Here is a 22,005-nt window from a genome sequence, read left to right on the forward strand (position 1 = left end):
GTTGAGTCAAACAGGGATGGCTGGCAGAGCCGGTTGATGGCTCTACTCATGATCCGACCAGCCCGAGCTGCTCGGTGAGCCTGGCCAGCTCGTCACGCCACTGCTGCTGCAGGCGCGGGGTCTGGTGCCTGGGCTTGCGGGCCAGATCGGCGGCGAGCAGGGCATCGAGTTCATACCAGCGTGCCAGCAGCGCCTCTTCGTCATCCGCCGGGCCGGCCGGGGCCTGCCCCATGGCGGGGGCGGCCAGGCTTGCCTTGTCTGCTGCCGGCGAGGGCGCATCGCCGAGCAGCTCGGCATAGGCCCGCTCGGCGCTGTGAGCCTCCTGGATGCGGCCGTCCTTGATCAGCCAGAAGCGGTTGCAGCTGAGCTCGATCAGCTCCCGGTCGTGAGAGACCAGCAGCACACCGCCCGGGAAGGCGGCAATCGCCTCGGCCAGCTGCTCCTTGCCCGCCAGATCCAGGTGGTTGGTGGGCTCGTCGAGCCAGAGCATGTGGTGGCTGCCGAGCGACAGGGCGAGAAACAGCAGCCGTGCCCGCTCGCCCCCGCTCAAGCTGTGCACCTGCTGACCGTGGCGGGCATAGGGGAAGCCCGCCCGGATCAGCGCCTGTCGCCGCGTCACCTCAGGCAGAGGGGCCAGGGGGTACAGCGCGTCGCACAGGGTGGCATCGTCAGCCAGCTGCTGCAGGGACTGATCGTAATAGGCGATGCTGGCACCTGGGTGGCAGTACCAGCCTGCCTGCGGGCTCTGCGCGGCCAGTTCGCGCCAGCACTGACGCAGCAGGGAGGACTTGCCGGTGCCGTTGGCACCGAGCAGGGCGACCCTGTCCCCCGCCCGCAACCAGAGCTCCTCGGCCCGCAGCAGCGGCGGCAATGCGGGCGCCGGCGCCACGTCGAGGGCCTCCAGCCGCAGCAGGGTGTCGGCAGGCAGGCTGAGTCCGCGCAGTTCGAGCCGCCAGGGGGCCAGCGCAGCCACCTGGCTCTGCTCCTCCTGCAGGCGGGCGATGCGCTTCTCCATGGACTTGGCCTGGCGCACCAGCTTCTCGTTGTCATGCTCCCGCCCCCAGATGGCGAGGCGTTTGCTGCTGGCGCTCAGGCGGTCGATCTCTTTTTGCTCGTCGGCCCGGCGCAGACGGGCCTGCTCGTCCTCGGCGGCCAGCGCCGCCCGGGCCTGGCTGCAGGGCAGGGCGAAGCGGTGCAGCTGGCCATCGCGCAGGATCAGGGTCTGCTCGGTGACCCGGTCCAGCAGGCGACCATCGTGGGAGACCAGCACGAAGGCGCCGCGCCAGCCCAGCAGAAACTGCTCGAGCCAGAGCAGGGCGGGCAAGTCCAGGTGGTTGCTGGGCTCATCGAGCAGCAGCAGGTTGGGTTGGCGCAGCAGGGCGCGGCCTATCTGCAGCCGGCTGTGCTGGCCGCCGCTCAGCGCACTGACCGGCAGCGCGGCCTGGGCCTCCAGCTGCAGCTCGGCCAGCAGCTTGTCCACCTGCCATTCGGCGCTCGGGTCGTTGCCCAGCGCATCCAGCAGCACGGCGCGGGTGCTGAGGGTTGAAAGCCTGACTGGCAGTTGCTGGGCCACGAACTCGCAGCGGCAGGCGGCCGCCTGCACGACCCGGCCGGCCTGGGGCGTGCGCTCGCCCGCCAGCAGTGCCAGCAATGTGCTCTTGCCGCAGCCGTTGGCACCGACAAGGCCGAGCCGGTCGCCCGCGCGGATGCCGAGTTCGAGGTGGTCAAATAACGGAAGGTGCCCCGCACTCATCTGCAGGGAATGGGTACTCATCAGGGTTGTCATGCTCTTGCTCTCTTAAATCGCGGGATCAGAAATCCCTGTCATCAGGAGCGCTGGCGACAACGGCAGAGTCGAGAAAGGTCTCGGTATGGAAGGGAGTCGGCTTTGCTCGAACCCGCTATCGCAGCGCGATGGTATGCAGGCAAGAGCACGCGAATGTGCCGAACAGGCGAGCCGAGAACATCGGACACGCTTGGATAACCATTTTTTACCTCCTTGTGTTTCGTGATGGCACGGTGCGGCGATTATAAGCGCAGAAAAAATAACCGTCTATCCATGGCGGTGCCCTGCGGGTGAGGCGGGAAGGCGCTTTGTCAGTGGCGGGACAAAAAAACGCCCCGCTGGGCGGGGCGTGGTGATGGGGATGTCAGTCGCGCGGGGTCTTGAGCGCCTGGATCACATCTTCATTGGGGGCCAGCCCCTCCACATGGTTGAAGCTGTCCAGCCCCTCCTGCGGGTTGATGGTGAAGGCGTCGGCGCTCAGGTAGCTGCCGCTGCCGGCACTCTCGACCACGACGATGAGCTCGGGCTGCTTGTCGCCGTTGAGATCCAGCAGCTTGAGCTCCTTGATGCTGCCATCGCGCGGCAACACCTTGCCGTCGATGAACTGATCCAGCGGGAACTGGGGGTTGGCGCCGGAGTAGAGGCGCACGTCGTAGCTGCCGGTGGAGGCAGGTTCGCCGCGCCCTTCGCTGACGGTCACTACCTGGCCTGAGGGGAGCGTCAGCTGTTTGAAGAACCCGTCCGCCGCCTGGCTGGCGAGGGGCAGGGTGAGCAGGCCGAGTGTCATGAGCAAGGCTTTCATCGGTTTGACCCTTGTTACTGCGGCGGCGGTTGCCCGCCACCTGTGTCACTGTGCGAACCGGCCGGGCTGTCCCCGCCGGTTCGCGTCATCCGCCCCTCATCGGGGCGGTCATTACCAGATCTTGACCCGTTTGGCCGGGTCCAGATAGAGCTTGTCACCCGGCTGGATCTTGAACGCCTCGTAGAAGGCGGGGATGTTCGGCACCACGCCGTTGACCCGGTATTCCGGCGGTGAGTGGGGATCCGAGGCGAGCAGCATCTGCATCAGCTCGGGGCGATACATGCCCTTCCACACCTGGGCCCAGCCGAGGAAGAAGCGCTGCTCGCCGGTGAAGCCGTCCAGCACCGGGGCCTCCTTGCCATCCAGCGACAGCAGGTAGGCCTTGTGGGCGATGGTAAGGCCACCCAGATCGCCGATGTTCTCTCCCAGGGTGAACTGGCCGTTGACGAACTGCCCCTTGATGGGCTCGAAGCGGTTGTACTGGGCCACCAGCCGGCTGGTGCGGAAGCGAAACTCCTTGAGATCCTGGGGCGTCCACCAGTCGCGCATCACGCCGTCACCGTCGGATTTGGCGCCCTGATCATCAAAACCGTGACCCATCTCGTGGCCGATCACCCCGCCGATGGCGCCGTAGTTGACCGCGTCATCTGCGGTCATGTCGAAGAAGGGAGGCTGCAGGATGGCGGCCGGGAAGACGATCTCGTTGTTGCTCGGGTTGTAGTAGGCGTTCACCGTCTGCGGCGACATGTGCCACTCGTCCCTGTCTACCGGCTTGCCGAGGCGCGCCAGGTTGTCGGCGTATTCGAAGGCGCGGGCCCGCTGCAGGTTGCCCACCAGATCGTCGGCGTGAATCGCGATGGCGCTGTAATCCTTCCACTTGTCCGGGTAGCCGATCTTGGGACGGAACTTGGCGAGCTTGGCCTGGGCCTGGGCCTTGGTGGCCGGCGACATCCAGTCCAGCTCCTCGATGCTCTGGCCGTAGGCGGTGCGCAGGTTTTCCACCAGCTGCTCCATGCGGGCCTTGGCCTCTGGCGGGAAGTAGCGCTCCACGTAGAGCTTGCCTACCGCCTCGCCCAGGTGATCGTCCAGCACGCCGAGGGCCCGCTCCCAGGGGGCGCGCTGCTTGGGCGTGCCGCTCAGGGTGGTGCCGAAGAAGGAGAAGTTCTGGGCATCGGTCTGGCTGTCGAGGTAGGGGGCGTAATCGGTGATGAGGTGCCACTTGAGGTAGGCCTGCCAGTCGCCGACCGGGGTCTGCTGCACCACCTCGTTGAGGGCCGCGAGATAGGTGGGCTGGCCGATGATGAGGCTGCTCTGGCCGGCGAGGCCGGCCTGGGTCAGGTAGGCATTCCAGTCGATGGCGGGGGCGAGGCGTTTGAGCTCGCTCTGGGGCCCCTTGTTGTAGTTCTTCTCCCGATCTCGCAGGGTGACGTTGTCCCACTGGATCCGGGCGAGTTTGCTCTCGAGGGCCAGAATGTGTTTGGCCTTGGCCCCCGCATCCGCCTCGCCGAAGCGGCCCAGCATGGTGGCGATGTGCTGCTCGTATTTCTGGCGCAGCGCCTGGCTGGCGGCATCCGTCTTGAGGTAGTAGTCCCGATCCGGCAGACCAAGCCCGGCCTGGTAGAGGTAGACCGCATAGCTGTCCGGCGCCTTGGCGTCGGCATCGACCCAGAAACCGAACGGGGCGCCGCCGCCGTTGCGACCGCTCTGGGCGAAGGCCCGGGCCAGATCCTGCGGTGTGCGGATCTGCTCGATCTCGCTCAGCATCGGCATCAGCGGCGCCGTGCCCTTGGCGTTGCGGGTCGTCTGATCCAGGTAGCTCTGGTAAAGGTCGTGGATCTGCTGGGCCGGTGTGCCGGCGGCGGCCTTGCCGTCCAGCCCTTCCACCAGTACTCGCACATCCGCCAGGGACTTGTCGCGCAGCATGTAGAAGGCGCCGTCGGCGGGTCTGTCGTCCGGGATCTTGGCGGTGGAGAGCCAGTGGCCGTTCACGTAGCGGAAGAAGTCGTCACCGGGTTTGACGCTGGTGTCCATGTTGGCCAGCGCGAGGCCGGAGTGTTTGTCTGCGCCGTCCGGGGCCTGACTGCAGCCGGCCAGCAGGGCCAGCCCGACGAGGGCGGCCAGTATGCTTTTTTTGTTGTTCATTATGTTGGATTCCAATTCGGGTTATGCGGCTTCCTTGCCCACGCAGGGAGCGTCTCACTCTAGCAGTCGGGTTAGCGCTTGATAAGCCCGAGTCTGCTAAGATCGGCCTGGTCGTATTGGGGAAGCCTATGATTTCTCGTATTTATTCTCGTTTTTGTCAGACTCTGCCTGCGCCGGAAGGTTCCCGTGGTCTGCTGGTGGCCTTCAGCGGCGGGCTCGACTCCACCGTGCTGCTGGTGCTGGCGGCGCAGTTTGCCCGCGAGCAGGGGCTGGTGCTGCGCGCCCTGCACGTTCATCACGGCCTGAGCCCAAATGCCGACGAGTGGGTGACCCACTGCGAAACGGTGTGTCAGCAACTGGCGGTGCCGCTGCTGGTCGAGCGGGTGCAACTGCAGCGGGATAGTGGCGACAGCCTGGAGGCGCAGGCGCGGGAGGCCCGCTATCTGCGCCTCGCCGCTCAGCTGGGGGAGGGGGAGTGGCTGCTAACCGCCCACCACCAGGACGATCAGCTGGAGACCCTGCTGCTGGCGCTCAAGCGCGGCGCCGGTCTGCGCGGGCTGGCGGGCATGGTGCCGAGCCAGCCCTTTGCCGGTGGCCTGTTGCTGCGCCCCTTGCTCGAGGTGAGCCGGGCCGAGCTTGCCGATGCGGCGGCCAGCCTCCCCTATGGCTGGGTGGAGGATGAGAGCAACCAAGATGTGAGTTATGACCGCAACTTCCTGCGCCAACGGCTCATTCCCCAGCTCAAGGCCCGCTGGCCCGCCATGGCCCAGACCGCGGCGCGCAGCATGGCGCTGTGCGCCGAGCAGGAGGCGCTGCTGGAGGAGCTGGCAGAGGCCGACTGGCGGCTGGCGGCGGCAGGAGAGGTGCTGCAGATCGCGCCGCTGCTGGCCCTGTCAGCTACCCGGCGCAACAACCTGCTGCGTTACTGGATCCGCCGCCAGGGGGGCGAGATGCCCTCCCGCGAGCAGCTCGGTCTGCTCTGGCAGGAGGTGGCGCTGGCACGGGAAGACGCCAATCCCCAGCTCAACTGGGGCGGGCAGAGCTGCCGCCGCTTTCAGGGGCGGCTCCATCTGGTGCGACCCGGGCTGCAGCCTCGCCACGAGCAGCTGACATTGGCCGTGGGGGAGACGCTGATCCTGCCGGACGGGCTGGGGGAGGTGCGGCTGCTGCCGCGAGTGGAAGGCGAGGGGCTGCGGCTGCCAAGGGCGGACGAGCCGCTGTCGGTGCGCTTCGGGGTGGCCGCCGGCAGCATGCTCAAGCCGGTAGGGCGTGGCGGCAGCCGGCGCCTCAAGAAGTTGTTGCAGGAGTACGGGGTTCCCTCCTGGCAGCGCGGCCGCATTCCCATCCTCTATTATGGCGAGCAGGTGGCGGCGGTAGGTGAGCTGTTCTTCTGTGACGGATTCATGACGCAGGGCGCCGGTCTGGCCTGGCACTGGCTGCCGGCGGCGGCCTGTCAGCCTCCCGCCTGATCCTATCCGTTGCAAATGACAAGGCCGGCATATGCCGGCCTTGTCGTATTCAGCGGCTGGTCGGTTCAGTCCAGCAGGCCGGCCTTGCCCGCCTTCTTGCGGGCATAGAGGTGGGCATCGGCGGCCTCGTACAGGCTGTGCACGTCCACCCCGGACTGCCAGCTGGCGGCTCCCAGGCTGCAGCCGACCGAGAAGGTGCTGAGCTCCTTGTGGATCATCAGCATGTGCTGCAGGCGCAGCCAGACCGGGCGCCAGGCCTCGGGTTCGGCGGGTTGCAGCAGCAGGGCGAACTCGTCGCCGCCGAGGCGAAACGCCTGATCCGTGCTGCGGATGCAGTGGGTCAGCAGCTGGGCGAAGCGGCTCAATACCAGATCGCCGACCGGATGACCCCAGGTGTCGTTGATCTGCTTGAAGTTGTCGAGATCCAGCAGCACCAGCACCAGGCCGTGGGATTCCCGGCTGTGCTGCTCCACCGCCCGGCCGATGGCTTCGTCGAAGTAGGAGCGGTTGCCGAGCCCGGTCAGGTGATCGAGCCTGACCTGCAGCTCCAGCTGTGACAGACGCAGGTAGAGGGGCAGGGGCAGGCAGAGCAGCTGGTGATACTGCTGCAGGATCCGCTGCTGGCTGCCGCTCAGGGCATGTTCCAGGGTGTAGTGCAACTGGCCGATCAGCTGGCCATGCTGACCGCGCAGCTCGAACGGGTAGCTGTGCAGGGTCAGGCTGGCCTGGGGCGGATGCTGGATCAGGGTATGAGGCTGGCCGCAGTCGAAGTGCAGGCTGTGGATCCGGACAATTCTTGCCGCACGATCGGCAAAGGTTGCCAGCAGGCTGCCGAGGTCCATCTGCACCAACAACAACTCGAGCAACTGGTTGCGATCCTGACTGGCCAGCGGCGTGAGCCGCTCCATCTGGCGAACCCACTGCTCGATGCCATGTCCCAGACCGTTCAATGATGATGTGTTTTCCACGGTACAGCCCTCAAACAACCTACTTCCTGACACTTACCTGCAATCCTTGTGCCCAAAATATGTTCGATGCGAACAAGAGTGGCTGGCTAGGCTTAAGTAGATAAAAAGGGAGGAAATATTGTACGCAGATGTGTTGATCCTGCTGCTTGCCGCCGTGCTGTTGGTGGCGATTTTCCGGCGCCTCGGCCAGCCGGTGATCCTCGCTTACCTGCTTGCCGGGGTACTGCTCGGCCCCTATGGCGTGGCCGTGATCACCGGCCAGGCGATCATGCAGACCATCGCCGAGCTTGGCATCGTTTTTCTGATGTTCTCGCTCGGCCTCGAATTCTCGCTGCCCCGCCTCATCGCCATGCGTCGGCTGGTGATCGGGGTGGGCGGTCTGCAGGTGTTGCTCACGTCATTGCTGTTTTTCGCCATTGCCTGGTGGTGGGGCCTGAGCCTGCCCCAGGCGCTGGTGGTATCTGGCACCCTGGCGCTCTCGTCCACCGCCGTGGTGATCAAGCAGCTGGGGGAGCAGAAGCAGCTGCACACCCGCCGCGCCCAGCTCGGGGTGAGCGTGCTGCTGTTTCAGGATCTGGCGGTGGTGCCGCTCTTGGTGATGATCCCCATCCTGGCCAGGCCCGAGATCCAGGGCAGCGCCCTGCTGGCGGAGATCGCCTGGGCCACCCTCAAGGGACTGTTTGCCCTGCTGAGCCTGCTGGCGGTGGGCAAGTGGCTGTTGCCGCTGCTGTTTCACGAGGTGGCGCGGGCCCGCTCCGACGAGCTGTTCGTGCTGAGCGCCCTGCTGGTGGCGCTGCTGGCGGCCTCGCTGACCCAGTGGATGGGGCTCTCCATGGCGCTGGGGGCCTTTCTGGCGGGCATGATGCTGGGGGAGTCCCACTATCGCCATCAGCTGGAGGTGGACATCCGGCCGTTTCGGGACGTGCTGATGGGGCTCTTCTTCATCACCATCGGCATGACCATGGACTGGCAGCGGGTGGCGCAGGACTGGTGGCTGGTGGCCACCAGCGTGCTCTGCCTGATCCTGTTCAAGTCCCTGCTGGTGCTGCTGGCCGGCCGGCTGATGGGGGAGCGCAAGCGTGATGCCATGGCGGCGGGGATCATGCTGAGCCAGGTGGGGGAGTTCGGCTTCGTGCTGCTGGCACTGGCCAACCACCACGGTCTGCTCGACCATCGGCTGGTCTCCCTGCTCATCGGCATCGGTGTCACCTCCATCGCCATGACGCCCTGGCTGGTGCTGCAGGCCCATCATCTGGCCCGCTCCCTCACAGATCCTGCCCTGCTCACCCGCTCCGAGGTGGCCCAGTCGGGCCTGAGCAAGACCCAGCATGTGATCATCGCGGGCTTTGGTCGGGCTGGCCAGACCTGCGCCCGTTTTCTCAAGCAGGAGGAGATCCCCTTCCTGGCGCTGGATCTCGACCCGGAGCGGGTGAGCGAGGCCAAGTCGGCGGGGGAGCAGGTGGCGTTTGGCGATGCCAGCCGCCGCGACATCCTGCTGGCCGCCGGTCTGCTGCGGGCCAGGCTGGTGATCATCACCTTTGACGATCACAAGCGGGTGGAGGCCATGCTGGCGCTCATAAGGGAACTGGCGGGGGAGGTGAAGGTGCTGGTGCGCACCCGGGATGACAGTTTTCTGGAGGCGTTCAAGCGGGCGGGCGCCTTTGCGGTGATCCCCGAATCCCAGGAGGGGGCCCTGATGCTGGTCTCCCACCTGCTGCTCAATTGCGACATCCCCATCGGCCGGGTGATCCGGCGCATGGAGCACGAGCGCAGCAGCCAGTACCGCTTTCTGCACGGTTTCTACTGGGGGGATCAAAGCGCCGGCAATCTGGAAACGGACCAGCTGCTCGAGCGGCTGCACCCCGTACTGCTGCACGAGCAGGCCTGGGCGGTGGGGCGCAGCGTGCAGGCCCTGGCGCTGGAGACGGTGCGGATCAAGGAGGTACAGCGCGGCGAGTTGCGGCTGGAGCCCAAGCCTGAGCTGGTGCTGGCGGCAGGGGATCGGCTGGTGCTGTTCGGCAATGGGGTGGCGGTGGAGCAGGCGGAGCAGCGCCTGCTGGAGGGGCGTTAGCCCTCCCTTAATGTGTATTCATCCATGCCGAAGGTGAGTGAGCCGCTTGCTGACGGGCGTACCGGCCCACCCTCAAGAGGCCAATTCAGGCTTCGACCGGTACCATCTCCTCTATCCCCAGAAACGCTTCTACCCGCCGGCGCTCGTTCAGGGTATCCAGGTAGCCCAGCTTGATCAGCTGCTGGCAGTAGCCGGGATAGAACATCAGGAAACTGGCCAGGCTGCTGGTCTCGTCCCCCGTCACCCCCAGTACCCGCAGCAGGCGGCGCAGGTGCACCGGCAGTTTGCGCAGATAGGCCAGCGCCAGCAGGTCGAGATCCTGGCTCGGCTTGAGCACGCAGGTCTCCACCCGTTTGAGTTTCAACCGGTTGCGCTCCCGCTCCGGGATGAGAGCCAGGGTCTGGTTGATGCGCCACAATCGCTCCAGATCCGAGTTGAGGGTGTCGGTGAAGACGGTGTCCAGCAGGTGGCTGGCGATGTTGGAACTGGTCAGGTGGCCATGGTGGAAGGTGGGGGCCGTGTGCGCCGGCGGATCCAGGGTGATCAGCAGGATCCGCTCCGCCCCCAGGTGGATGGCGGGGCTGAGCGGACTCAACTGATGGATGGAGCCGTCGCCGTAGAACTTGTCGCCGATGTGAGTGGCCGGGAAAACGAACGGCAGCGCCGAGGAGGCGAGCAGGTGATCCGAGGTGAGCAGGGTGCGCAGCCCGCGCCGTCTGGCCCGCTCCCACGGCAGGTGCTCGGCTCGCCCCTGAAAGAAGGTGGTGGAGAGGCCGTCGTCGTAGTCGGAGGCGGTGATGGCCAGCGCCTCCAGACTGCCGTAGAGGATGTTGTCATCGATGCGGTGATAGTCGATGAGCTGATCCAGCAGGCGGCGCAGCGGCGCGTTGTCGAACAGGTGAAAGGCGTGGTTGGTGTGGGGATTGATGAGCCCGGCCGAGCCCTCATACATCAGCCGCCACAACAGGCGCCCCGGGTGAAAGTCGAAGATGTGGTGGGTCTCGAAGCGGCGCCAGACCCACTCCAGCTTGCGTACCCCCAGATGAAAGCAGGAGGCGTAGCAGGCCAGCGCGGTGACATTGATGGCGCCGGCCGAGGTGCCGCACAGGATGGGAAACGGAATGCCGAGATTGCGGGGATAGAACTCGGCGATCGCCTTGAGGGCGCCGACCTGATAGGCGGCGCGGGCACCACCACCGGTCAACAGAAGAGCTGTGTTGGGTTTGGCCATGATACTGCGCCTTATGCATGCCACTGGGGGTGTTGCCACCGAGCAATTTAACTATAAGACGCTGTATCAAATATAAAAACAGGCCTGCCAACCATTTTTTGCAGGCCCTTTTTGAGGCTGTTTAGTTGGCGCGGCGAGCGGCGCTCAGCTGATCGAATGCGGCAAATGCGGGGGCACTGGCGAGGATGCGGCCGTGGCCGAGGCCGCGGGTGCTCACCAGCCGGGTGCGACCATCCTGGGTGGCGCGCAGGGAATCGCCGTGCGGGGCGAAGCGGTCCTCCTCGTCGTGCACTATGATGGCGAGCCCGCTGCGGCCGGCGAGCCGCCCCAGCGGGTCGACCGTGCTCAAGGGGTGCTGGTACTCCTGTTCAATCTCCTTGACCACCGCATCGAACAGCCGGATGGAGTAGCCGGAGCGCGCCACCATGCCGTAGAGCTGGGGCACGTAGTCGAGCACCGGCGAGATGAGCAGCAGCGGCAGGGCATCCAGCTCGCGTCGGCGGCTGGAGAGGGTGACGGCGCCCCCCATGCTGTGGGCGATGACGCCCTGCAGCGGGCCGTACTCCGCGGTCATCTTCTCCACCAGTTCGTCGAAGGCGCGCACGAAGCGGGGCAGGTGGCCGGTATGGCCGGCGCTGTGGCCGTGGGCCGGGTGATCGTAGGCAATGGCCGTGAAGCCCTGGGCCGCGATGTGGCTCATCAGCGGGTAGAACTGGCCGGCGCTGCCTGACCAGCCGTGCATCAGCAGCCAGACCGGCCCCTGGCCGAGCCGGTAGCTCATCAGGGTGCCTTCGCTGGTGTGCACGGCCTGTTTGACCAGTCCGGCCGGCGCCGTGCCATCCCGCTGGTTGCGCTGGGGGGTGAGCAGCAGCTTGCTGGCGGTGCGCTTGGCATGAGCGGGGGCCAGGGTGTGATGCAAGCGGGTGCCAAGGCCAAGCAGCCATTTGCTCGGGCTGAAGCGGCGGGTGTTGAAGTAGATCTTGCTGCTCATGGTCATCCTGTGGTTTTTATGTGCGAACGGTCGTGCTTTTTTGTCGGTTTTAAAAAAGAGAGGTCAATCCATCAGCGCCAGCCATCCAGCAGCGTCTCCACTTCTGGCCAGAAGTGGCGGGCCGGATCCTGACACAGATCGAGGGCATTGAACACCTGATCCGCCAGATAGAGACCATAGAGGCGATAGACGGCGCGCCAGGGATCCATGTCGCTGCGCCACTCACCCTCGCTCTGTCCCTGCACTACCTGACGGGCCAGGTAGTCGAGCCAGAAGCGCACCAGCTGGCGGGCGGCCTGCTGCACCTCCCCCTCCTGGGCCGAGGTCCAGGCGTCGAGGAACATGCAGCGGCCGGCGAAGCACTGGTTCCAGGCCAGCCAGGCCTGCAGCAGGGCCGTCAGCTTCGCTCGCTGGCTGCCGTGCTGCTGCTGGCGCACCGGCTGGATCACCCGCTCCCGGAACACCTCGGCGGCGTACTCCAGCACGGCGATCTGCAGGTTGTCGCGGGACTGGAAGTGGGCAAACAGGCCGCTTTTCGACATCTCGCAGGCGCTGGCAAGGGAGCCTATGGTGAGGCTCTCCAGCCCCTGCTGGCTCGCCTGCTCGAACGCAGTCTGCAAAATGTTGTCGCGGGTCAGCCGGCCCTTGCTCATCGCACTCTCCTTCATTGACCTGGGCAGCATAAAGTACGACCGTGCTATTTGTCGAGCGGCAGATAAGTTGAGGGTTGGATGGGAGGGCTAACCCTCCTTGATATCCATCTGCTGCAGGGCGATGACCGCCTGGGTGCGGTTCTTGACGCCCAGTTTGCGGAAAATGGCAGTGATGTGGGCCTTGATGGTGGCCTCGGAGACGTTGAGCTCCCAGGCGATCTGTTTGTTGAGGCTGCCGTCGCGCAGCATCACCAGCACCTTGTACTGCTGGGAGGTGAGGCTGGCGAGCTTGCTGGCGAAATCGGCGCCGTCAGTGGGCTCGGGGTGGAGCGAGATGCCGGCCGGCACCCAGTTGTCACCCCCGATCACCGTATTGAGGGCGTTGACCAGCTCCTTCATCGGCGCCGATTTGGGGATGAAGCCGAGCGCACCGAGCCGCAGCACCTGCTGGATGATGGCGGGCTCTTCCGAAGCCGATACCACCACGATGGGCAGGTCGGGATACTGGCCGCGCAGGTGGGCGAGGCCGGAGAAGCCGTTGGCCCCCGGCATCTTGAGATCGAGCAGCAGCAGGTCGACTTCCGGGTGCTCACCCAGCAGGTGGGCCAGGCTGTCGATGGAGTCCGCTTCCAGCAGCTGGGCATCGTCGATGGCCATGTGCACCGCTTGATAGAGGGCGCCCCGAAACAGGGGGTGGTCATCTGCGATGACGATGGTAAATTGGCTGTCCATTGCTCACATTGTTGCTAACTGATTGTTTTGGAAAATCAAACTAGCACCGCTCCCGGAGAGGGTCAAACCTGTCGGCGCGCAAATGTGAAGCGACCGTCGGATGTCGTGCCATTGGGGCAGATGGGATGGTCATGAACAACCCATGCAGGAGGCAATAGATGGGATCTCTGGTATTGACGGTGGGCACGGGCTCCACCTGGGCGATGCGGGCGGCGCTGGTGCTGGCCATGAGCGGACTGGAGTGGCAGGAGCAGGTGTTCGACCTGGAGGATGCCAAGGAGCTGCAGCGGCTCAAGCGGCTGGCCCCCGCCGGCCTGGTGCCCTGGCTCGATCACGACGGCGTGCGGGTACACGACTCGCTGGCTATCGCCGAGTACCTGCACGAGCTCTGCCCCGCGCGCCGGCTCTATCCCGAAGCGCGAGCCGAGCGGGCGCTGGCCCGCAGTCTCTGCGCCGAGCTGCACGCCGGTTTTCGCCAAATTCGTACCCTGCTGCCTTTCTTTCTCGGCGCCCCGACCCGCAGCGAACCGCCGGTGGAAGCCATCGGCGAGCTGGCCCGGTTGCAGACCATCTGGTCCCAGGCGCGGGGCCCCTTCTATTTTGGCGAGGCGGGGATCCTCGATGCCTTCTATGCGGTGATGGCTTATCGGCTGGCGAGCTACGGCATCCAGCTGCCGGGGCAGGCGGGCGCCTATCAGCAGGCGCTGCTGGCCTGGCCGCTGTGGCAGCAGACCCTGGTCAAGGCGCGTTTGCAGTGGCCGGCGGCCGCTCATCAGCCGCAGTGAACCTGCGGGTGAAACAGCCTGTCTGAACGGCTGGTGTCAAAAGAGAGGGGAGCCACTGGCTCCCCTCTCTGTTTGGGGTTGATTCCTTAAGCTGGATTACGGCTGGCGGCCGGCGAACACCACCACCACCTTGTCATCCCCCTTCTCCCGCACGAAGGCATAGGGGCTGTCGGCCAGTTTCTTGTGGCTGCCCCCCGCCACCGCCGGGTGGGCGGCGCGGAACTGGCCGAGCCGTTGCCAGTGCTTGACCAGCTCGGCCTTCTCACCGCCGGCCAGCTCCTGCCAGTTCATGTCGGAACGCAGTGCCTGATCGAACACGCCGCCATCCTTGGCGAGCCCGCGGCCGGACTCATCGCCGTAGTAGATCTGGATGCCGCCCGGCAGCAGCATGAAGCTGCTGGCGACCCGGCGCTGCAACGGCACGTCCTGATAGTCGCCGAAGAACAGCTTGGTGTCGTGGGAGCTGATGTAGCTCAGCACGTTGAACTCGGGATCCTGATTGATGCGGCTGGCGTAGCCGGCATAGGTAGGCTCGGCGCTGGCCAGACACTGGGCCTGGGGCAGGGCGAACTCGCGCTGATAGTCGAAGTTGATCAGCGAATCGAAGCCGTTTTGATACCAGAAATCCTTGGCCACCCCGTGATCCCACACCTCACCCACCATGTAGAAGGGCAGGTCATCGGGCTTCTTGGTCGGGTTGGCGGCTTTCCACTCCTTGAGGGCGGCGGTGCCGGCCTGCTTGAGGCGGGCCCACACCTCGGGCTCCAGGTGTTTGACGGTGTCGGCTCTGAAGCCATCGATGCCGAAGCGGCGTACCCAGTCGGTGTGCCAGGCAATCAGATAGTCGCTTACGGTGGCGTTGGGCCGCGCCTTGGCCCTGGAGTCCTGTTTGGCCGCCAACAGCGGCGGCAGCCCCACCGGCTTGGTGGATTCGGTGAGGAAGTCCGGCAGTCCCGCCACCGAGCCGGTGACGTCGTCGGTGCCGGGCTGCGGGTAGCCGGGCAGGCCGGCCCGCACCCAGTCACCGCTCCACCACTGGTCCCACTTCGGCGACTGGTAGTCGATGAACTGGTTGTAGCCATGCCAGTTGAGGCCGCCGCTCGGGCGCCACTGGTTCCAGCGGGCCGGCAGTTTGCCGGTGTTCTGGGTGAGGTCGGTGAGCCCCAGATCTTGCAAGTCGGCGAGGGTGGCGTAGCCGGCGTGGTTCATCACCACGTCGAGGATGATGCGCATGCCGCGCTTGTGGGCCTCGTCCACCAGGGTCTTCAGGCTCTCCTCGTCGCCGTAGTTGGGATCTATCTTGGTGAAGTCGAGCGCCCAGTAGCCGTGATAGGCGTAGAAGGGGAAGTTGCCCTGCTCGCCACCGCCGATGAAACCGTGCACCTGCTCCACCATGGGGGTGATCCAGATGGCATTGATGCCAAGCTGCTTGATGTAGTCGAGCTTGGCGGTCAACCCCTTGAAGTCGCCGCCGTGCCAGGTGGCCACTTCATCCTGACCGTCTTTTTGGCGCCCGAAGCTGTGGTCGTTGGCGGGATCGCCGTTGTTGAAGCGGTCAGTCAGCAGGAAATAGACGCTCGCCTGATCCCAGCTGAAGGGGGCCGCCGTGGCTGCCTTGACCGGCTCGAGCAGCAGCAGGCCGCCGCTCTCTTTACTGGGCGTCAGGGTCAGCTTGCCAACCTTGACCACCCCTTGCTGGCCGGAGTAGGCGTCCCGCAGCTGGGTACCGTCGGGCCAGACTCCTTTCAGGGATACCGTGACCGGACCGCCATCCCAGCTGATGCAGGGCTCTGCTGGCGGCTGGCGTTTGAATTCGCTCTTCTTGGTGGCTCGCAGCACCTTGAGGCTGGGGGTATCCGGGTTGAAGGTGAACTGATAGTCCCCTGCCAGCATCACCCGCAGGTTGAAGTGCTGCCCCTTGCTGCACTTGTCCATGGGCTGGGCGGTGCCGAAGGGGAGCGGTTTGACCTCGCTCGGGCCGAAGCTGGTGCCGCAGCTGTTGCCTGCGTCGCTGATGCGGATCTGGTGACTCCCCTTGGTGAGCGGATGGGTCATCTGCACCGCCCCCTTGTCCAGCGTCAGCGGCGCGCCGACCGGCTGGTCATCCACGTAGAGGCGTACCTCTGCGGCCATGGCCTGATGGAGGAAGAGGGGGCTGGCCAGCAGGGCGAGCCAGAGGGAAGAAACCGAGGGAGTGCGACGCATAAGCCATTCCTTGCTGGGGTTAAGCGGACCAGATTGCCGTCAATGGGGCTCATTCTAGGAGGCATGAGGGCGGGCTTGGACAGGCAAACCGTCGATTTGTGACATCAGTTCAAATGGTTACGTTTTCAAGAATGGAAAAGTGTGAGCGGGGTGTCGCGCCCATAAAAAAAGCCGGTCGATAGACCGGCTTGTTGCATTGCCACCTTCGTCACACGGTGAAGAACTTGAAGTTGACGAAGGCCACCGCGATGAAGGAGGCCACCATGCCGCTCAGGCAGAGCACGGCCGGGCGAATGGCTGGCCAGCGATGGGTCAGCAGGATGATGGCCAGCATGGTCGGATAGAGGCCGAACATGTAGCGCGGCATGGCGTTGAGCCCCGTCATCAGCGGAATGGTGCAGCAGATGAACATCAGGGTCGCCTCGGCCCAGCGCTTCTGGCTGAACAGATAGAGGTTCAGAGCCCAGCCAAACATCACCATGATGGAGAGGTAGGATTTGCGTCCGCCCAGCTCGAAGCCGCTCAGCCACCAGTCCAGCGGGCTGTCCATGTAACGGCCCCAGGCCACCTGGATGTGCTTGAACGCCAGCGCATCACCGGTGAGGTGATAGAGGTAGAACATGTAGGCGAACAGGCCGAGCGGGATCATCCAGAGGGTGAACACCACCTTGAAGGCGCGCTCGGTAAAGCGGAAGAACTCGCGCCAGCCGTAGGCCTGCAGCGCCAGGATCAGCACCGGGAACACCATCATCACCCCCAGGTTGCGGGTGGCGGAGATGAACACGCCGAGCAGCGCCACCATCAGCCACTGCTGGCGATAGGCGAACAGGAACATGCCCAGCATCAGCGCCATGAACATCGACTCGGTATAGCCGGAGACGAAGTAGGCGGAGAAGGGGGAAAAGGCCAGCAGCCAGACGCCGAAGCGGGCGGTGTCGTCACCCAGCTTGAGCTGACGCAGCACCAGCAGCATCAGCGGTAGGCTGATGAAGAATGCCAGGTTGGCCACCAGCATCAGGCCGATCAGACTCTCGACGTTGAGCAGGTTGGAGATGGTGCCGGAGATCATCGGGTAGAGCGGCATGAAGGCCCAGTTGGCCGCATTGCCCTTGCTCAGCCAGCGCGGGTAGAGATCGTAGCCGTTCTCGATGATGCGCTGGAACCAGACGCAGTCGAACTGGCAATAGGCCTGCAGCGGGCCTATGTCGGGGGAGCCGTAGAGCTGCACACCGAAATAGCCCATGCCGTAGAGGGCGGCACGGCTCAGCACGAAGGCAGCAATGATCATCAGCCAGTCACGACTGCTGATGGCCAGTGACGGGCGATAGGGGCCCGCATTGTCAGGGGTGATGGAGGTAGTCATGTCATTCATCAGGCAAATACCCAGATCCTGGAGAGGAGGTAGGTGAGCACGGTGACCGTCAGGGTGGCGATCACCACCGGCAACAGACCGGAAAGACCCGCAAACAGCAGACCGCTCAATATCAGGTTACGCACCGCCAGCGAGAAGAGGGCGACCAGCAAGAACTTGCTGGCGGCACCCTGCTTCTGGAAGGTGATGTAACGGTGACCGAAGAAGGAGAACCAGAAGGCGATGGCAAAGGCCAGCGTCGTCACCAGGTGCTCCGAGATGGTGGGCCAGGTGTGAAACAGGGCGATGGAGGTGCCCAGATCGACGAGGGTGGCCCCCCGCCGACAAACCCGAAACGTACCAGCCGCCAGAATTCCTCGCGGGAGATCATTGAGAAGCCTGCTCCTGCTGGTCATCAGCGGCTTTCGCGGCAGCAGCCTTCTTGCCGGCGCTCTTCTTGCTGCCGGTGGCGGCGTCCTGCTTCGGCTCTTCATCCTGCTTGGCATACTGGCCGTATACCCCTTCGATGAGGTAGACGGGGCGCTGCTTCACTTCCACGAACATGCGGCCGATGTACTCGCCGATGATGCCGAGCGACAGCAGCTGGATGCCGCCGAGGAACAGCACCACCGACATCAGGGAGGCGTAACCCGGCACGTCGATGCCAAAGAAGACCACCTGGGTGACGATCTTGAGGATGTAGAGGAAGGCGACGAAGGAGACGCCGACGCCGACGTAGCTCCATACCCGCAGCGGCCAGCTGGAGAAGCTCATCAGGCCGTCGAGGGCGAAGTTCCACAGCTTCCAGTAGTTGAACTTGGTCTCGCCGGCGTGGCGGGCGGGGCGCTCATAAGGGACGCCGACGGCGCGGAAACCGGCCCAGGCGAACAGCCCCTTCATGAAGCGATTGCGCTCCGGCAACTGCTTGATCGCCTCGACCACCTTGCGGTCGATCAGGCGGAAGTCGCCGGCGTTCTCCGGCAGCTTGGTGCTGGTGGAGAGGGCGTTGAAGAAGCGGTAGAAGCCGCCGGCGGTGAGGCGCTTCATCGGGGTGTCGGCGCTGCGATCCACCCGGATGCCGTAGACGGTGTCGTAGTCGCCGGTCTGCCACAGTTTGACGAATTCGAGAATGAGTGCGGGCGGATCCTGCAGATCCACGTCCATCGGCACCACGGCATCACCCTTGGCGTGATGCAGGCCGGCGGTCATGGCCGCTTCCTTGCCGAAGTTGCGGGCCAGGTTGACCAGGGTGACGCGCGGGTCGCGGGTGATGGCCTGTTCGACGACCTCACGGGTGCGGTCGCGGCTGCCGTCGTTGACGAATACAATTTCCAGCTGATCCTTGAGCGGCGCCAGTTCGTTATCTATCGCGTTGATGAAGGCATCTATGCTCTCTTCCTCGTTGTAAACGGGAACGATCAGAGAGAGTCGAAAATCGGCATGCGACATGAAAACTTCCTTATTTGGAAAATTATTTTATAAAACAGCGTATTGGAGAATACGTCTTATTGGGCGACGGTCAAGCGCACCGACTGGACATTGAGCGGAGTCGGGGCGGAGAGCGCCAGAAAGTTGGGACGTTTGGGGTCCGAGGTCAGCGACTCGCCCGGCAGGCTGAGACGGATCTCGTTGATGCCGGCCTTGGCCAGCTTGACGGTGGTGGTGAAATCGTGACCCAGTGCCACCTTGAGCAGAGCACCGGCCTGCGGGCTGTTGACCCGGGCCTGGATGGTCAGCTGTTCCGGCTGTGCCTGCTGCTTGGGCAGCACGAAGTAGAGGCCACCCTGGCCGCTCAGTTCGGTGCCGTCCGCGCTCGGTTTCTTGGCCCAGCCTTCGCTGGAGAGGAAACGGCTCGGCTTGGTCAGATTGAGCTCGTTGCCGGGCTGGTAGGTCATGCTGGAGTTGTGCTCCCAGAAGCGGGTCTTGCCTTCCAGGTAATAGAGCTTGTAGGCCAGGCTCACGTTGGGGTGGGCGGCCAGGTAGAGGGTATAAAGGTAGAAACCACTCAGCGCCATGATGGCGGTCAGAAAACCAAACTTTTTGTACGTCATATCACTCTCTGCGCCTCACGGTTTGTAGGCTGATTTCGCGCATATGCTAATCCAATTGCAAAAAAAGCATAGTGGATCACAAAAATATATTTGGTCACATATTAACCCCTTTCCGGCCGGTGTTCCAAATGTTGCTGTTTCCGCTTTTTACCTGCCCTGGCGAGCCGGAGATCCGGCGCAGGCCGGGCGCATTTCAGGCCCGGCTTCGACAAGCATAAACGAGGGCGCCGCTCACACGGCCGGGAGCCTGCATCGCTGTGGCAGGATCTGTCGCCATTTTGCCTAGGCCGATTTATGATGGCGTATCACGCAGTCAAGGATGACCCATGAAGCTGAAACTCTGCTGCTGGATGCTCTGCTTGCTGGCGCCGCTGGCCTCGGCAAACAGTCTGTGTCCCTCGCCCTTGCGGGTCGGTTTTGACAACTGGCCGCCTTATCACTATTACGCCGGCACGGCGGCCGGGCAGAAAGAGCTGCGCGGCTTTGCCGTCGAGGCGCTCACCGCCATGCTCAAGCGGCTCGACTGCAAGGCCAGCTATGTGGAGATGCCCTGGAAGCGGGTGCTGCACGGTCTGTCGCTGGGCTCGGTCGACATCGCCATGGAGGCCTATTTCAACGAGGATCGCGCCCGCTATGCCTGGTTCTCCGATGCCTATAATCCAGGCCGCAGTGCGCTCTGGATCCGCAAGTCATCCTCCTACCCCGAAACCGATCTGGCCAGCTGGCTGGCCAGCGGCCATACCCTGGGCATCACCAAGGACTACTACTATGGGGCCGAGATCAGCGAGTTGCTGCGCCGTTATGCCGCCCAGGTGAGCGTGGTCAATGACGAGCAAAACTATGGCAAGCTGGTACTGGGGCGCATCGACGGCTTTCTCGGCGATCTGCTGGCCACCCCCTGGGGTCTGAAGGAGGAGGGGCTGAGCGATCTGATCGTCCCCCACACCATGGCCGTATATGAAGCGCCGACCTTCTTCATGTTCAGCAAGAAGCGGCTGTCACCCGAATTTGTCAGCGCGTTCAATCGCGAGCTGGCTGAATTTAAAGCAACAAATGAGTATGACATTATCTGGCGGCGCTACGCGCCCGCCAGCTAGTAAAGTCGCGGGCATTCACGCATCATGATCGCCTTGACCGCCGGGTCTGACAGGCTGAAGTGAACCGATCTTGAGGTAAGCATGGGGAAGAAGTATTGGCTGGCATTGGCAAACCTGATCTGGCTGGGCTGCTGGCCGGCGGCCATGGTACAGGCCAGCGAAGGCCAGGTGGTGGTAAGCAATGCTGCGATGCAGCACGACTGGTATCAGAACAGCACGACGGAGCAGGCCAGGCGTGAGCTGGAGCTGCAGCTGCAGGAGGCCGTGCTGGCCCAGTTGCACCCGGATTTTTACACGCTCTGGAAGAAGCTGCAGGCCAAGCCGGCGGATCAGCGTGGTGCCCTCTATGACGAGGCGTTCGGCAAGCTGGCCCGGTTCCAGCAGGCGTGGCGGGCCATGGATCTGGTCTCCCGCGAGCAGATGCAGACCCTCAAGCTCAACCTCAGCAAGCCGCTGGCCCACGAGCCGGCGGGCGACAACCTGCTGGAGCAGGTCAGGCAGCTCAGACCCCAGGTCGCGGAATATGACGCGGTACGCGAGGAAGTGCGAAAGCTGCTGGCGCTGCCCATGGCCAAGAAGTGGCCGACCCTGACCATGCCGACTCTGCGGGCCGGTGAAGTCTCCCCGGAGCTGGGCCAGATCCGCTCCATCCTCAACGAGCTGGGCGACACGGCCCCGCGCCATGATGACGCCACCTACGACGCCGAGACCCTGCAGGCCGTCAAGCAGTTCCAGCGCCGCCACGGCCTGACTGCCGACGGCATAATAGGCCGGCAGACCCGCAGCTGGCTCAATACCGGGCCCGAGGTGCGCGCCAGCCTGCTGCTGCGCAACCTGTGGCGACGTGACCTGGTGGATCAGCTCTCCGGCGCCCGCTACGTGCTGGTCAACATCCCCGACTATCGGCTGAGCGTGGTGGAGTCCGGCAACGAGGTGTTCACCAGCCGGGTGATCGTGGGCAAGGAGCAACGGGCGACCCCGATCCTCGCCAGCGAGATCCGCTCCATCGTGCTGAATCCGGCCTGGCACGTGCCGCGCTCCATCCTGAGCAAGGACATTCTGCCCAAGCTGGGACGGGATCCCGCCTACCTCAATCGCGAGCAGTTCGAGGTGATCGACGGCGAGGGCAATCCGGTGCAGTTCACCGAAGAGGGCTGGCAGCAGGCGCTGGCGTCCGGCTTCCCCTACCGGCTGCGGCAAAAGCCGGGCGATCACAACGCACTGGGTCGCTACAAGTTCTATCTGCCCAACAACGAGGCCATCTACCTGCACTCCACGCCGCGCAAGGCGCTGTTCGAGCAGGGTGCGCGAGCCTTCAGCTCCGGCTGCATCCGGGTGGAGCATGCCGACGATCTGGCCGAGCTGCTGCTGGCAGACTCTCGCTACCAGCCGGACAAGGTGGCCAGCATCCTGAAAGAGACCCAGACCAAGTGGCTGCCGCTGACCACCCCGATCCCGGTATTCACCGTCTACTGGAGCAGCTGGATCGACGAGGATGGACGTCAGCAACTGCGCAACGACATCTATGGATTTGATCGAGTCAGCTACCAGAGTCGCTTGCTGTGATCCTCGCCACAGAGTGAAAAGCCCGGCCTGCGCCGGGCTTTTTCATGGCCCCTTGCGGTTTGACAGCGGCCGGCTCGGCGGGTAGTTTCAAGCGCCTGTATCAAA

Annotated in this window: 17 protein-coding genes and 1 pseudogene; 5 read left to right on the forward strand and 13 right to left on the reverse strand. The window is 64.3% G+C overall.

Features of this window, described 5'->3' with window-relative positions:
• Positions 1-46 precede the first annotated feature (46 nt).
• The 3 genes from E5E96_RS13400 to E5E96_RS13410 form a co-directional block, all read right to left on the reverse strand.
• Positions 47-1,786 (reverse strand): ABC-F family ATP-binding cassette domain-containing protein, encoded by a 1,740-nt coding sequence (locus E5E96_RS13400; RefSeq protein WP_171282367.1) that lies wholly within the window; start codon positions 1,784-1,786, stop codon positions 47-49.
• Positions 1,787-2,150: 364 nt separating this feature from the next.
• A complete protein-coding gene (locus E5E96_RS13405) occupies positions 2,151-2,588 on the reverse strand; it encodes a PliI family lysozyme inhibitor of I-type lysozyme (RefSeq protein WP_016349890.1) in 438 nt (145 codons plus the stop codon).
• Between the two features lie 111 nt (positions 2,589-2,699).
• The gene (locus tag E5E96_RS13410; RefSeq protein WP_171282368.1) at positions 2,700-4,730 is read right to left on the reverse strand and encodes a M13 family metallopeptidase; all 2,031 of its coding nucleotides are present in this window, start codon (positions 4,728-4,730) and stop codon (positions 2,700-2,702) included.
• 128 nt (positions 4,731-4,858) lie between these two features.
• Between E5E96_RS13410 and tilS the strand changes: the two genes are divergently transcribed.
• The gene (tilS, locus tag E5E96_RS13415; protein ID WP_171282369.1) at positions 4,859-6,199 is read left to right on the forward strand and encodes a tRNA lysidine(34) synthetase TilS; all 1,341 of its coding nucleotides are present in this window, start codon (positions 4,859-4,861) and stop codon (positions 6,197-6,199) included.
• 65 nt (positions 6,200-6,264) lie between these two features.
• Here the strand turns inward: tilS and E5E96_RS13420 are convergent, their stop codons facing one another.
• A complete protein-coding gene (locus E5E96_RS13420; protein ID WP_029301567.1) occupies positions 6,265-7,185 on the reverse strand; it encodes a GGDEF domain-containing protein in 921 nt (306 codons plus the stop codon).
• 100 nt (positions 7,186-7,285) lie between these two features.
• Here E5E96_RS13420 and E5E96_RS13425 point away from each other — a divergent pair, with 100 nt between their 5' ends.
• Complete coding sequence (locus E5E96_RS13425; protein WP_029303696.1) at positions 7,286-9,238, forward strand: monovalent cation:proton antiporter family protein; 1,953 nt, start codon at positions 7,286-7,288, stop codon at positions 9,236-9,238.
• An 85-nt stretch (positions 9,239-9,323) separates the two neighbouring features.
• On the opposite strand, the gene E5E96_RS13430 is transcribed toward E5E96_RS13425, so the two are convergent.
• The 4 genes from E5E96_RS13430 to E5E96_RS13445 form a co-directional block, all read right to left on the reverse strand.
• Positions 9,324-10,469 (reverse strand): patatin-like phospholipase family protein, encoded by a 1,146-nt coding sequence (locus E5E96_RS13430; RefSeq protein ID WP_171282370.1) that lies wholly within the window; start codon positions 10,467-10,469, stop codon positions 9,324-9,326.
• 121 nt (positions 10,470-10,590) lie between these two features.
• Positions 10,591-11,460, reverse strand: a complete 870-nt coding sequence (locus E5E96_RS13435; protein ID WP_171282371.1) for an alpha/beta hydrolase — start codon at positions 11,458-11,460, stop codon at positions 10,591-10,593.
• 71 nt (positions 11,461-11,531) lie between these two features.
• Positions 11,532-12,113 carry a TetR/AcrR family transcriptional regulator gene (locus E5E96_RS13440; protein ID WP_017408581.1) on the reverse strand — a complete coding sequence of 194 codons (582 nt, stop codon included), beginning with the start codon at positions 12,111-12,113 and terminating at the stop codon, positions 11,532-11,534.
• 87 nt (positions 12,114-12,200) lie between these two features.
• Positions 12,201-12,845, reverse strand: coding sequence for a response regulator transcription factor (locus E5E96_RS13445; protein ID WP_171282372.1), 645 nt, complete (start codon positions 12,843-12,845; stop codon positions 12,201-12,203).
• Positions 12,846-13,003: 158 nt separating this feature from the next.
• Between E5E96_RS13445 and E5E96_RS13450 the strand changes: the two genes are divergently transcribed.
• Positions 13,004-13,630, forward strand: a complete 627-nt coding sequence (locus E5E96_RS13450; protein ID WP_171282373.1) for a glutathione S-transferase — start codon at positions 13,004-13,006, stop codon at positions 13,628-13,630.
• Positions 13,631-13,726: 96 nt separating this feature from the next.
• Here E5E96_RS13450 and E5E96_RS13455 read toward each other — a convergent pair whose 3' ends face one another.
• From E5E96_RS13455 to E5E96_RS13475, 5 genes and pseudogenes are all read right to left on the reverse strand, one after another.
• Positions 13,727-15,835 (reverse strand): alpha-amylase, encoded by a 2,109-nt coding sequence (locus tag E5E96_RS13455; protein WP_171282374.1) that lies wholly within the window; start codon positions 15,833-15,835, stop codon positions 13,727-13,729.
• Positions 15,836-16,043: 208 nt separating this feature from the next.
• The gene (locus tag E5E96_RS13460; protein ID WP_011705134.1) at positions 16,044-17,207 is read right to left on the reverse strand and encodes a membrane protein; all 1,164 of its coding nucleotides are present in this window, start codon (positions 17,205-17,207) and stop codon (positions 16,044-16,046) included.
• Positions 17,207-17,577: pseudogene (locus tag E5E96_RS13465) on the reverse strand (GtrA family protein). Before E5E96_RS13465 ends, E5E96_RS13460 begins: the two are co-directional and overlap by 1 nt.
• The gene (locus E5E96_RS13470; RefSeq protein WP_017408578.1) at positions 17,574-18,635 is read right to left on the reverse strand and encodes a glycosyltransferase family 2 protein; all 1,062 of its coding nucleotides are present in this window, start codon (positions 18,633-18,635) and stop codon (positions 17,574-17,576) included. Before E5E96_RS13470 ends, E5E96_RS13465 begins: the two are co-directional and overlap by 4 nt.
• Positions 18,636-18,691: 56 nt before the next feature.
• Positions 18,692-19,237 carry a hypothetical protein gene (locus tag E5E96_RS13475; protein WP_016349902.1) on the reverse strand — a complete coding sequence of 182 codons (546 nt, stop codon included), beginning with the start codon at positions 19,235-19,237 and terminating at the stop codon, positions 18,692-18,694.
• A gap of 326 nt (positions 19,238-19,563) precedes the next feature.
• Between E5E96_RS13475 and E5E96_RS13480 the strand changes: the two genes are divergently transcribed.
• Both E5E96_RS13480 and E5E96_RS13485 read left to right on the forward strand, forming a co-directional pair.
• Positions 19,564-20,334: an ABC transporter substrate-binding protein gene (locus E5E96_RS13480; RefSeq protein WP_102989174.1), complete on the forward strand. Its 771-nt coding sequence runs from the start codon at positions 19,564-19,566 to the stop codon at positions 20,332-20,334.
• 81 nt (positions 20,335-20,415) lie between these two features.
• A complete protein-coding gene (locus E5E96_RS13485) occupies positions 20,416-21,900 on the forward strand; it encodes a murein L,D-transpeptidase (RefSeq protein ID WP_171282375.1) in 1,485 nt (494 codons plus the stop codon).
• The last annotated feature ends 105 nt before the right edge of the window (positions 21,901-22,005 follow it).

Source organism: Aeromonas sp. 1805 (genome assembly GCF_013085525.1).
GTDB lineage: Bacteria > Pseudomonadota > Gammaproteobacteria > Enterobacterales > Aeromonadaceae > Aeromonas > Aeromonas hydrophila.